This window comes from Emticicia sp. TH156 (assembly GCF_002855535.1).
GTDB lineage: Bacteria > Bacteroidota > Bacteroidia > Cytophagales > Spirosomataceae > Emticicia > Emticicia fluvialis.
This window is the reverse complement of sequence record NZ_PKRS01000002.1, coordinates 159,502-172,583: the sequence shown is the minus strand read 5'-3', so window position 1 is coordinate 172,583 and position 13,082 is coordinate 159,502. Positions and strand designations below refer to the sequence as shown.

At 41.6% G+C, this 13,082-nt stretch carries 9 protein-coding genes and 2 tRNA genes (1 of these 11 running past the window's edge); 6 read left to right on the top strand and 5 right to left on the bottom strand.

What is annotated here, in order from left to right; translation table 11 throughout:
* From C0V77_RS04690 to C0V77_RS04680, 3 genes are all read right to left on the bottom strand, one after another.
* Complete coding sequence (locus C0V77_RS04690) at window positions 1–1,542, bottom strand: serine hydrolase domain-containing protein (protein WP_101725178.1); 1,542 nt, start codon at window positions 1,540–1,542, stop codon at window positions 1–3.
* 18 nt (window positions 1,543–1,560) lie between these two features.
* Complete coding sequence (locus C0V77_RS04685; RefSeq protein ID WP_143706004.1) at window positions 1,561–3,159, bottom strand: sensor histidine kinase; 1,599 nt, start codon at window positions 3,157–3,159, stop codon at window positions 1,561–1,563.
* A gap of 91 nt (window positions 3,160–3,250) precedes the next feature.
* The gene (locus C0V77_RS04680; protein WP_101725176.1) at window positions 3,251–3,634 is read right to left on the bottom strand and encodes a helix-turn-helix domain-containing protein; all 384 of its coding nucleotides are present in this window, start codon (window positions 3,632–3,634) and stop codon (window positions 3,251–3,253) included.
* 323 nt (window positions 3,635–3,957) lie between these two features.
* Between C0V77_RS04680 and C0V77_RS04675 the strand changes: the two genes are divergently transcribed.
* From C0V77_RS04675 to C0V77_RS04660, 5 genes are all read left to right on the top strand, one after another.
* Entirely contained in the window at window positions 3,958–4,632 is a 675-nt protein-coding gene (locus C0V77_RS04675) for a ClpP family protease (protein ID WP_101725175.1), read from the top strand.
* 868 nt (window positions 4,633–5,500) lie between these two features.
* A tRNA-Ala gene (locus tag C0V77_RS04670) sits at window positions 5,501–5,572 on the top strand.
* Between the two features lie 138 nt (window positions 5,573–5,710).
* Window positions 5,711–5,769 (top strand) — tRNA-OTHER (locus tag C0V77_RS23015).
* A 326-nt stretch (window positions 5,770–6,095) separates the two neighbouring features.
* Window positions 6,096–7,190, top strand: a complete 1,095-nt coding sequence (locus tag C0V77_RS04665) for a slipin family protein (RefSeq protein WP_101725174.1) — start codon at window positions 6,096–6,098, stop codon at window positions 7,188–7,190.
* A gap of 47 nt (window positions 7,191–7,237) precedes the next feature.
* On the top strand, window positions 7,238–8,770 hold the full coding sequence (locus C0V77_RS04660) for an RtcB family protein (protein WP_101725487.1): 1,533 nt from the start codon (window positions 7,238–7,240) through the stop codon (window positions 8,768–8,770).
* A gap of 14 nt (window positions 8,771–8,784) precedes the next feature.
* Here C0V77_RS04660 and C0V77_RS04655 read toward each other — a convergent pair whose 3' ends face one another.
* Both C0V77_RS04655 and C0V77_RS04650 read right to left on the bottom strand, forming a co-directional pair.
* The gene (locus C0V77_RS04655; RefSeq protein ID WP_101725173.1) at window positions 8,785–9,417 is read right to left on the bottom strand and encodes a CoA pyrophosphatase; all 633 of its coding nucleotides are present in this window, start codon (window positions 9,415–9,417) and stop codon (window positions 8,785–8,787) included.
* A 68-nt stretch (window positions 9,418–9,485) separates the two neighbouring features.
* On the bottom strand, window positions 9,486–11,114 hold the full coding sequence (locus C0V77_RS04650) for an NAD(P)/FAD-dependent oxidoreductase (RefSeq protein WP_101725172.1): 1,629 nt from the start codon (window positions 11,112–11,114) through the stop codon (window positions 9,486–9,488).
* A gap of 128 nt (window positions 11,115–11,242) precedes the next feature.
* On the opposite strand from C0V77_RS04650, the gene C0V77_RS04645 reads away from it, so the two are divergent.
* A protein-coding gene (locus C0V77_RS04645; RefSeq protein ID WP_229236198.1) for a 4Fe-4S dicluster domain-containing protein crosses the window boundary here: on the top strand, window positions 11,243–13,082 show its 5' portion. The gene runs 62 nt beyond the window's last position; the window shows 1,840 of its 1,902 coding nt (coding positions 1–1,840); the start codon lies at window positions 11,243–11,245; its stop codon lies off the right edge, out of view.

Here is a 13,082-nt window from a genome sequence, read left to right as displayed (position 1 = left end):
TTATTTTTTATTGATTAAAATTTGTTTCAACTTTTCTTTGCCCTCCTCGTTTTTCGGATTCATGGCAATTGATTTCTGATACATTATAATAGCCTCTTCACGTTTGCCATTAGCATTGAGCGCTTCGGCATAACTGTCATACACATTGAAGCTTTTCGGAAACAGAAATGTATTAATTTTAAATGTTTCCAGTGCATATTGTTGTTGTTTAGCTCTATGAAGAAGGTCGTAACCCAGCCAGTTCATTTCCTTTTCTGATAGATAATAATTGATGCTATCGGTTTTCATGTCATTAAAAGTGGCTACCGCTTTATCAATGCCCTCCTGCATTATAGCAGACCCAAATTTGCGCGCCAATGATTTTTTGTATTGTATCTTGGCAGGTGTTTTTTCATTCAGAATATCTAAAGCAGCTTTTATTTTATCGTAGAAGGCATGCCCCTCTAATTCCAGATTTTCGTAAATAATCACTGTCTGGTTTTTGCTCAGGTTTCTATAAAAGAACGTCGATAAACCAAACAGGCGACCTCCGTGAGCTACGGCATTACCTAAGTCTTCACTTTCATAAATCTCCCAACCCAAACCGTATGAATTTTTACCCAATTGTGTATATTCTGAACCGAAGGTATCATAAAAAGTGCTGCCATTATTGAGTTTGGTAAGGGCAAAGGCTTCATCCTGGCTACTTTGGCTGAGTAGCTTGCCACTGTAAAGAGCCTGGTCATAATTAAGCATATCTGCAGTAGTACTTATTATATTGTTGTCGCCATAGGTGCCGCCGCAATTGTAAGTACAATAGTATATACTGCCGGTTTTTATAGAATCTGCATTTTTAAACTGGCTATCAAACCAGGTTACCATTCTGTGGCTGAGTACTTTTTTGGGGTCACTATCGGGTTTATCCATTTTCAGATAGGTATCAGGCATTTTGGCTACCTCAAAAATGTTTTTTTGCAGATAAGCGCTAAAGGGCGTTTTACTTATTTTCTCAACCAGCAGGCCCAGCAAGGCATAATTTGTATTACAATAGCTCCATTTTTCGCCCGGCGTAAAATACAAAGACTTGTTCCGGCTTTTAAGTATGGCTATGATAGACTTATTACGAATTACGGTATCGTGTTTAGTGGCTACTGTGGACTCGTACAGCTCCAAATTGGGCAGCCCCGAGGTATGCGAAAGCATGTGCCTGATAGTGATATCGGGGAAGGGAAAGTCTGGGAAGTACTTAATAAAAGGGTCTTCTAACTTAAGTTTTTTCTTTTCCTTCAATTGTAAAACAGCCACAGATGTAAACGTTTTTGAAATAGATGCCAGGTTGAAACGAGAATCAGTTGTATTGAGTGTTTTGTTTGTGAAATCGGCATAGCCAAACCCATTTTGGTAAACAATTTTGCCTTTTTCGGCTATCAATATTCCTCCGTTAAAGTCTCCGTTTTGGCTTATGCAGGTAAACAGCGAGTCTAATCTGGTAGTTATGTTGTTTTGCGCCTGTGCACACGCCAGGGTAAAACAAATAACAGTTGTTAATGTTAGCTTTTTCATAATTGTGGTAAGGTTAAATCACCAGTAGGTAATAGTAAGAGACACAAAGAAATCTTGTTCGCTTTGCTGAATGTCGAGTGTGTGGCGGTTTTTGTAAATCAGTTCCAGGCGTTTCTTGACGTTTTCAAGGCCTATGCCGTTGTTATTCTTTTCAGGGTCTGCCTCTGACCTGGCGTGAAGCGAGTTATGAACCTTGAAATATAAACGGGTGTCGTCGTATGTGAGCGTAATATAAATCCAGGAAGGATTCCGGAAACTGATGCCGTGTTTAAAGGCATTTTCAATGAATGGATTCAACAGCATCGGGGCCACAAATATTTCCCGGTCTGTGGGCTGAATATTCACTTTTATCTCAATATTGTCTGACTCCGCAATGCGCATCTGTTGTATCTCAATATAGTTTTGCAGATACTCTATCTCTTTATAGAGCGGAATCCGGTCCTGGTTGTTTTCGTTAAGCATAAAGCGCATCATATCACCCAGTTTTTGTATGCCGTCAGCGGTTTTTTCTGCATTTTCTTTCAGCGAAACCGAGTAGAGTGTATTTAAGGCATTGAACAGAAAATGCGGATTAATCTGGGATCTGAGTGAAGAAAGCTCGGCTGTTTTACGGGTAAAAAGTTCGGTTAATTTTAACTTCTCCTTAAAAAATATACTTCTGAGAAACGCGCCAATGGCCGATAGGAATACGATTAAAAAAAACGGCACCAGAAAATCGCGTGCGCTGAGATAAAACCCATGATGGCCGTTTGACAACCAGAAAATCTGATTGACAACCAGAAGCGCGAATGTGCCTAAGATACATACAATAGCGAAGAGAATAATACCGGCTGAAAATCCTTTAGAGCCGAAATCGGAAATGTTGGGTATAATTCTTTCAATAAATACATTCTGGGCTATGTAAACAGTTGCCAGAAAAAGTGGTATAAAAACACCTTCTCTCAAATCGCTGTTCCAGAAACTAACCGGCAGTTGCCCCCAAAATGCAAAGCCCGTAATGGCTATAACAGCGAAAGCCACCAGCAGGAAATCTAAATACTGATAATTCTTCTCAGGCTCTTCGTAAAGTTTGTTTTTAAGAAAGTAATAAAACTGTGAAGCCGCTTCGTAAATGCCAATCAGGGTTAGCAAGGCAATGGTATTGCTTACCAAATTTACCTTGCGGAAAAGCGAATAAACTTTGAAACCGATAATTTGTTCGTAGTCGTCTGTTCTGAAACGCCAGTAAAGTTTAAAATAATCATAGAAAAAAACACTGGCCGCACTAAGTAGAATCGTAAGAAATAAATAGGCAATTATTTCATCTTGTTTGTGGTCTTTTGACTTTAATCGCGGGTATGCCAGGTAATGAAAACACGCCCAGGCTGCAAAAGATAGCACGCCACCGGCTATGGTAGGGAAAATAGTATTAATTTCATGATTATACCCGGCAAGGTCATTCCAGATGTTATGCGTATAATTGGAAAATACCGTAGCGCCAAACATTGAAGATTCGGCGAGTTCGATATCTCTATCGAACCCACCGGCCATTTCAAATAGTCTACGGGTAATGTAAATGGTAAATGCCAGAAGGATAAACCAAAACTCGTAATTTCTGAACTTTCGAAATGATTGCATAGCTTTTTCATAAATTTTCAACAAAACTATGGCTCAATCATTCGCTGAAAATAATAATGTTACGAAACTACCCGAAAATGTGATGAATTTTTCAGAAGCCAATCTTTTGCCGTTCTTCCTGTGGTTGTTGCGTGCCAATGCGCAGTAAATCGCCCAGCAAACGTTGCTGTTCAAATTTTTCACGCCAGTAGTGGGCTGCCAGTTGCCATTTTTCTACTTCCGATCTCAGCTTTTCATTTTCCATTTGCAGTTTCTCCATACTGAAATCTACCGGCTGCAAGTCTATGCCCATCAGCTCCATAATATTTACCTGCAAAAGGCCTGCTATTTCAGTGGCCCTGGCAATGGTCAGTTCGGTTTTGTTGCGTTCAATATCGCCATAGGCTGTGGTAGAAATGCCCAGCATATCGGCCATGTTTTCTTGCGAAAAACCTTTTTTCTGGCGTGCCTGACGAATTTTTTCTCCGATATTCATAGTTATAAATTGCAAACAAAACGTAAAGTGATAATAGTGCGGTAAAACGGTCTTTTATAGATAAACGTTTTTTGTATTGAAATGTGTTCAAAACAGCTCCGATGTTATATTGCTTAGGGTTGCCATGGCAGTTTTAAAACCCGGGCAGCCGTAAAATCGGAATTTCTGATAAAATATCTGTATTTCTGACAACAATTTACTGAAAGAAATTACATCTTTGTATCGAACAAAACGAAAATATAGAAAGTTCTTAAAACCGAACTTCGTGCTATGGTTTCGTGTTGAAGAATTATATAATCAGAAATTTAATAGAATATTGTACTATGCATTTTGGAGAAGAATTTCGTAAGTATGCTGTTAACCACATGGGTATGAGTGGTCTGGCGCTTGATGACTACATGAAACATAACGTTACCAACATGACGCCCAACATCATTGAAGAGCGCCCGATGCGTTTTGCAGCCATTGATGTGTTTTCGCGTCTGATTATGGACAGAATCATTTTCTTAGGTACGGCGGTAGACGACTACGTTGCAAACGTAGTAGTAGCTCAGTTGTTGTTTCTGGAGTCGGTTGATGCCAAAAAAGATGTTTTAATGTATATCAACAGCCCCGGTGGTTCGGTATATGCCGGGTTGGGTATGTATGATACCATGCAGTATGTACGTCCTGACGTAGCTACTATCTGTACATCACTAGCGGCCTCTATGGGTGCGGTGTTGTTGGCAGGTGGTGCAGCAGGTAAACGTTCTGCTTTACCTCATGCCCGTGTCATGATTCACCAACCAAGCGGTGGTGCACAAGGCCAGTCGCGCGATATGGAAATTACGGTGAAAGAAATCATTAAACTACGCAGAGAATTGTATGAGATTCTGGCTAACCACACCGGTAAAACTTTGGAGCAAATTGAGTTGGATTCTGACCGCGACTACTGGATGAAAGCCGAAGAGGCCAAAGAATACGGCTTGATTGACGAGGTGTTGTATCGTGAGAAATAATTAAGTAATAGCAATAAACGATGGGGCTTTATGATGCTTTAAAAGGCATTAGAAAGCCCCATTTTTTATGCTTGATTGAGAGTTTTTTTTGATGTAGTGAATATTAGAAAAGTACAATTTTCCTGAAGTTCAACACAAGTAGTCTGCTGTTAAAATTACCAAATGCTATAGTGCAAAAACTGATATAATTAATTATAGCAATTGACAAGATAGCAAGAGTAATTCATTGTAAAATCTTCGGGTAACAAATTAGCACTGTGTATTCGGCAGGGTTTTATTTTTAAGCTTTTTTTAAGAATTTCTATTATGTAAAATACTTATAGATAGTGTTTTATGGATTTCTTTAAAAAAAACTGAAAAAATATTTGGATAATAGAAAATAAAATCCGCTATCTTTGCAGTGCAAAAAACAAAGACAAACATGTATCTATTGAAACTAAATATAGCAAAGGGCAGTAGCACAAGAGTGCTTCCGTTTGATATACATACATGTTGGGTAATAAGTAAATTGAGGTAGAATTCATACACCGAAATATACAAAGCCCGACGTTCCTGGAAAGTCGGGCTTTTTTAATGCAAAATAACCAGTAAAGAAATTTTATTATGGCAATCAGAAACACATATCCGCAGCATATCAATTCACAGAATCCGCAACGATTCAACGAGGAATTTCTATGCCCAAATAAAAATGTCGGTAGCGGGTTTTTTGATAAGCGTGATAGAAGTTTTGGTAAAGCAAAAAGACTGAGGTATAAGTGTTTATGCACATAGATTTGTTCTGAATGGAACAATAGCATAAGCCCGGCCTCTGATACCAACGAGGTCGGGCTTTTTGTTTTTAAATCTCTCAAAATTAGCTGTGATTGGTGGAACATTGGTGAAATGGTTATCACGTTACCCTGGCAGGGTAGTGTTATGGGTTCGAGTCCCGTATGTTTCGCGATAGAAATGAAATTGAACCTGATGAGGGTTTCTGTATAGCCCCATAGTATTGGTGACGAAGACCAATATGCTGTCGGTTAAGTTTCTATTACCGTAAAATCTGTGGGCCGAAGGTTCAAATCCTTCTTCCTCGCAAGGAATAGCTCAGTGGTAGAGCAACAGACTAAAATGCAGGTTCGAATCCTGCCGGGTCCACAAGGGCTTGAGGCGAAGTGGTAACGCAATGGATAATTTATCCTACTAACAAAACCATCAGTCTGAAATTATTCTGGCGTTTTCTTTGGAAAACGCAGTTCAGAAAAGCCAGAAAAGAGGAGGATACCGATAAGCAGAATTAATTGCTTTGTTGTCTGATGACCATCACTCACCAGCCGGATTGATGCACCGATTGAAAGGAATAACCACCCGTTCCGGGTCTAGGGTCAACAAACCAATTATTGAAGTTTATCTCAATCTGATTTCCGTTTCGATGAATGGAATAACGTAGGACTGATTTTTTAACCATGTAATTATTTAAGAAAATGAAAAGGATAAGAGTAAATGCCAATCAGATTGGATTGGTTTTGAAAGACGACGCTTTCATGCAATTGCTTGAGCAAGGTGCATACACCTTCTGGGGAAGGGAAAAACTCTACCTCTATAATAAAGGAACTGCTTTTAACGCCCCTATTGAATTAAACGCCTTATTGCAACACGCCGAAGTGGCCGATGCTTTAGAGGTAGTAGAGGTAAAAGATAATGAGTTGGCCGTTCAGTTTGAAGACAATCGTTTCGTAACGGTATTAGGAGCCGGAAAATATGCCTTCTGGAAAGGTATTAAAAACTATACCTTCACCATGATAGATACCGGCAAGATTGAAATTACCGAGCCACTCAGTATCCAATTAATCAGCACTCAATTATTGCCTTATGTACGAGTTCATGTAGTAGAGACTTATGAGAAAGCGGTATTGATTGTAGGAGGAAAATTTGCAGGCATTCTTGAAGGGGGTACTTACTACTGGTGGAAAAACAGCATCAGTATTCAGGTTGCCAAAGCTGATATGCGGAATTTACAATTAGAGGTTTCCGGACAGGAGATTCTCACTAAAGACAAAGCCAACATCCGGTTGAATGGGGTTGTTCAATACCGTATCACTGATATTGTAAAGGCCTTGTATGAAAACAAGGACTGCGATAGGCAAGTTTATATTTTGTTGCAATTAGCCTTGAGGGAATACATTGGTGGATTGACCCTCGATGAGTTGTTGGATAAAAAAGACAGCATCGGTGATTTCATCATGAAAAATGCATCTGAAAAAGTAGCAGATTTAGGTATTGAGATCAGGAGCTTTGGTATCCGTGACATTATCTTACCCGGAGACATGAAAGACATCATGAATCAGGTGTTGATGGCTGAGAAAAAAGCGCAGGCGAACATCATTATGCGTAGAGAAGAGACCGCTTCGATGCGTAGCTTGTTGAACACTGCCAAATTGATGGAAGAAAACGAAACCTTGTGGAAATTGAAAGAGATGGAGTATGTGGAGAAAATCGCAGACAAAATCAATAACATTTCTGTTTCTGGTAACGGTCAAATCTTGGATCAATTAAAGCAGATTTTCGTTAAGAATTGAAAATAGAACAGGGGCATGAATGGTGCCCCTACATAAAAAGTATTAAAATGGAAACAACTATTTCATTAGATGAAATATTAGTACTCGGAAACATCCCTGAAAACCTGCATGGGGTTTTTATGAGAATCGCCAATGGACTCATTCAAAAAGCTGAATACCCTAAAGAAAAGGTATTAAGACTCTTTGCAGAGATGCTGGCAAATCCTAAGAAATTTGCCAACTCAAAAAACAAAGTAACGAATCTGGCAAAAGAGCTTTATCTGTTGCAAAAGCAAGGCAATAAAGTGGAACTTTCAGAAGAAGGAAAAAACTACCTGCCTGAAGAAATTCCTCATTTTGCAATAGATAGAAAGGAGAAACAAAAAGAAGGCATGTTTCAATTAGCAACAGCCACAATACCATATAAGATATATGGCGCAGAACATATAGAAGAAGGAGCCGTTGCACAAATGGAAACAGCCATGAGCCTGCCTGTGGCAGTAGCAGGCGCATTAATGCCTGATGCGCATCAGGGTTACGGCTTACCTATTGGGGGCGTACTGGCTACTAATGCCAATACGGTTATACCTTATGCAGTAGGCGTAGATATTGCCTGCCGCATGTGCCTTTCAGTATTTGATTTACCCGGTGATTTTTTAAAACGCCAGCCCGGCTTGCTAAAAAAAGCATTGGTTGAAAACACAAAATTCGGTATGGGTGGAGAAACCGCGCATAAATTTGATGAAACCATAATGGATAAAGCCGAATGGCAAGCCACAAAGGTAATCAGAGACCTAAAAGATAAAGCCTACAGACAATTGGGTACATCGGGCACAGGTAATCACTTTGTGGAATGGGGAATTGTTGAGGTATTTGCCGACGATGATTTGATGGGAATACCCAAAGGTGAATATCTGGCTTTGTTGTCTCATTCAGGTTCGAGAGGGTTTGGTGGAGCAGTTGCTAACCATTACTCACAGATTGCCAGACAGAAAACAAGGCTGCCCAAAGAAGCGGCGCATCTGGCGTGGTTAGACATGAATACCGAAGAAGGGCAGGAATACTGGATAGCCATGAATCTGGCTGGTGATTACGCTTCGGCTAACCATCATGAAATACATAAGAAGATAGCAAAGGCTTTAGGTGAGAAGCCTATAAAAATGGTTGAAAACCACCATAACTTTGCATGGAAAGAGGTATTGGCCGATGGTACAGAAGTAATAGTGCATAGAAAGGGAGCTACTCCTGCGGGTCGTAACGATTTGGGGATTATCCCCGGCTCTATGACAGACCCCGGCTTTGTAGTAAGAGGAAAAGGAGAGGCAGAGGCTCTCAATTCGGCTTCGCATGGGGCTGGGCGATTGATGTCGAGAAAAAAAGCTTTGAGCTCTGTTACCAACAGTGCCTTAAAGAAAGTGCTGGCCGAAAAAAATGTTTATCTGATTGGCGGAGATTTAGATGAAGCACCTATGGTTTACAAGAATATTGAAGCCGTGATTGCCTCGCAAACTGAATTAGTTGACGTATTGGCTAGGTTTACCCCAAAAATTGTAAGAATGGCTGATGCTCAAACCACCAGAAAAGAAGGACGGGAGGATTAATGCCTCTCGTTTTTTTATGACTCCAGAAGATTAATAATTTCTACCAATTCGGCTATCATCATGGCAGTTGCACCCCATACAATTTGGTCATCTACCACAAAACCCGGCGTTTCAAATTTATAGCCTCTGGTTTCTACCTGTCGCGTCTGCACGGTTTCAGGATTGATAAAAACGGAAAGCGGTATTTCAAGTATGTCGGCTACTTCGCGGGCATCCGGATAAAAATCGGGCTTATAATTAATGTATCCAAGTACAGGCTGGCATAGCAGATTTGAAGGTACTATATATAGTTCTGTCAGATTACCCAGAACTTTTACATCAGATGCCTTGATGCCAATTTCTTCCTGCGCTTCTCTTAAAGCCGTATGCTGAATATTTTTGTCTTTCAGTTCGGCACGTCCACCCGGAAACGCCATTTGTCCGCCATGCACACCGTCATATTGTGGGCGTAAAATAAGCGGAACCAGTATGTCTTCTCCTTTGGGGTAAAACAATATTAAAACGCCGCTTCGCCGGGTGCTATCATTAGGCTCTCCTTTCAAACGCATACGGTTGGGCGACATCTTTCTTACGATTTCATCATGACCCGGCAAGGGTTGATTGTTTAATCTGTCGGAGAGTTTACTAATGAATTCAGCGAAGGTCACGGGGGTAAATAGACTTTAGGTTAATATTTAGTTTCTGCAATATAAGCAAAAATCTCTATCATTTAACCTTAATTACCATAAAGTCGGGCCAATTGTTCGGCACATCTTTCGCCATCCATAGCTGCTGAAACTATCCCTCCGGCAAAACCTGCCCCTTCTCCACAAGGGAAAAGTCCTTTAATTTGCAGATGTTCCAATGATTCTTTATCACGAGGAATCCTGACCGGAGAAGAGGTTCTACTTTCAATACCAATCAATTGTGCCTCGTTGGTAACATACCCTTTTATCATCTTGCCAAATTGCCGGAATCCATCCTGAAGCGGTCGGGCAATGATATCAGGCAGCACTTCTGCCATATCTGATGAAGCTAATCCGGGTTGGTAGGAGGTAGGATTCAGGGAGGCTGAAATCTTGCCATTCAGAAAATCAGAAAGCCGCTGGGCAGGTGCTAACTGGCAATGGCGATTTTCGGTGTCAGACTTGTTTTCTTCATTCATTAAAGCAAATGATTTGCTTTTCAGCGCAAAATCAAAAGCCCGTTGTTCTACTTCTTTTTGCAGTTCAAGTCCGGCCAAAGGCCCCAGGTTTTTATTTTTATGCCAATCGGCTTCATTGATGGCTACAACAATGCCTGAATTAGCATATTTTGAATCCCGGCGGTTGGGTGACATCCCGTTAACCACCAGCTCGCCCTCGTCTGTTGCCGACGGTACAATAAAACCACCGGGGCACATACAAAAACTAAAGACCCCCCTTTGTACATTATTATAATAGGTTTGCGCTACCAGACTATAAGCGGCAGCCGGTAGTATCCCTCGTTCGGGGCGGTGATACTGGTGCCGGTCTATCAATGACTGCGGGTGTTCAATGCGCACCCCCATAGCATAGGGCTTGGCTTCTATCAGAATGTTTTTACGGTGCAGCAGCTCAAAGATATCTCGTGCCGAATGGCCTGTAGCCAGAATCACCGCAATGCCCTCAAACTCCTGTCCATCGGCAGTGGTAACTCCTTTTATCTGGTCGTTAACAATCTTTAAATCAGTTACTTTGGTGTTGAAATGAATCTCGCCACCTGCAGCCAGAATACTGTTGCGTAAATCGGCTACTACATTGGGCAGCTTATTGGTACCAATGTGCGGGTGCGTATCTACCAGAATCTGAGGGGTAGACCCATGCGCAACCAGTATTTCAAGAATACGCCTCACATCTCCACGCTTTTTAGAGCGGGTGTATAGCTTGCCGTCAGAATAAGTTCCAGCGCCGCCTTCTCCAAAACAGTAATTAGAATCCGGATTAACTATGTGTTCCTTATTAATGGCCGAAAGGTCTCTTCTGCGTGCCTGTACGTCTTTGCCTCTTTCCAGTACAATTGGTTTAATACCCAGTTCTATCAGTCGCAAGGCAGCAAATAAACCTGCGGGCCCGGCGCCTATTACAATAGCCTCCCTGTGGCTGCTCACATCTGCATAATTCTTCTGAAACTCCATTACCGGAGCAGGTTTTTCTCCTATATATAATTCCAGATCCAGGTTTACTTTCACCTGGCGGTTGCGGGCATCAATAGACTGGCGGAGTTTCTGAATGTGTACGTCTTCGGTAGTTGCAGGAAAAGAAACCTGTTGAAGAACAAAATGACGTAGGGAGGTATCATCAAGAGCCACCTCCGGCTCAAGGGTAAGCGTGAGTAATTTGCGCATGGTTGAAAGGTGTTTATCCTTTAAATGTCAAAAAAAATAAGGTCTTCTGCTGGCAGTAAACCCTTATGTGTAAATCTTTTTGTCAAAATTAGGGTTTTAAAGATTAAATGGCAAATTTGAGTTTATATTTGCGTAAGGATTTAGCCGATAGGAAGGATATAGAAATGGGATATTTTAAAGATATAAAATTAGGAATACAGACCACCGTGAAAGGCATGAGCCTGACGTTGCGTCACTTCTTGAATGCACGCCAGAGCAGAAACCCTATATCTGTACAGGACCCTGATTATTTTAAGCAGGATGTGGGCATTGCAACGCTTCAGTTTCCGCACGAAACAATTGCAGTACCTGATAACGGCAGATATCAGTTGGATTGTGAGATTGATGATTGCATTGTGTGCGATAAGTGTGCCAAAGTTTGCCCGGTTGACTGTATTGATATTGAACCCATTAAATCAGCCGGCATTATTGATTATGCCTCTGACGGCTCGCCGATACGTTTATATGCCGGAAGATTTGATATCGATATGGCCAAATGTTGTTTCTGTGGTCTTTGTACAACTGTATGCCCTACAGAATGCCTGACCATGACCAACGAGTACAATTTCAGCGTGGTAGATGTGGCCGATATGAACTTTGCTTTTTCAAATCTTTCGCCCGCGCAGGCAGAAGAGAAGAAGAAATTATATAACGACTATATGGCTGCTAAAGAGGCGTTTAAGGCGATACCCAAAGAGAGTATTCCGGAAGTTGAAATGCCCGAGAAAAAGCCTAAAACAACCTTTAAGCCTGCCATGAGGCCGGTTGTGAAACCCGCCGCAGAAAAAGAAGATTCAGATAAAGAGCCTGAAACAAAAGCAGATGCCCCGAAACCGGCCTTCAAACCGGCATTTAAGCCTGTAATGAAACCGAAAATTGCCGATGCGGAAAATGTAATACAGGAAGACGGAAAGCAGGAAGAAACGCCGAAGCCTAAGACATCATTTAAGCCTGTGTTTAAACCGGCTGTTAAACCGGAATCAGAAGCCCCACAGAGTATTGCACCGGAAGAAGCAGCACAGGAAGCAGCGCCTAAACCCAAGACGGCGTTTACACCTAAGTTTAAGGCGGTTTCAAAGCCTGAAACTTCAGAACCTGAAAGCATTTCGCCTGATGAAGTTACGCAGGAAGCACTCAAGCCCAAACCTGCCTTTGTGCCTAAGTTTAGGGCAGTAGCAAAACCAGCAGAAACATCAGCAGAAGATAAAACAGAAACAGCATTACCAGCGGCTGAAATAGTACCATCTGTTGATGCTAAAGCAGAAGATGTTGAGTTGGAAATGCCTGCTAAGGCAGAGGTAGAAGAAGCCGTACCCAAGCCCAAACCTGCCTTTGTGCCTAAGTTTAAGGCCGTGGCAAAACCAGCAGAAACATCAGCAGAAGATAAAACAGAAACAGCACTACCATCGGCTGAAATAGTGCCAACAATTGAAGCTAAAGCAGAAGATGTTGAGTTGGAAATGCCTGCTAAGGCAGAGGTAGAAGAAGCCGCACCCAAGCCCAAACCTGCCTTTGTGCCTAAGTTTAGGGCAGTAGTAAAACCAGCAGAAACATCAGCAGAAGATAAAACACAAACAGCAATGCCAGCGGCTGAAATAGTGCCATCTGTTGAGGCTAAAGCAGAAGATGTTGAGTTGGAAATGCCTGTTAAGGCAGCGGAAACCGCACCCAAGCCCAAACCTGCCTTTGTGCCTAAGTTTAGGGCAGTAGTAAAACCAGCAGAAACATCAGCAGAAGATAAAACAGAAACAGCATTGCCAGCGGCTGATATAGTACCATCTGTTGAGGCTAAAGCAGAAGATATTGAGTTGGAAATGCCTGTTAAGGCAGAGGAAACCGCACCCAAGCCCAAACCTGCCTTTGTGCCTAAGTTTAGGGCAGTAGTAAAACCAGCAGAAACATCAGCAGAAGATAAAACAGAAACAGCAT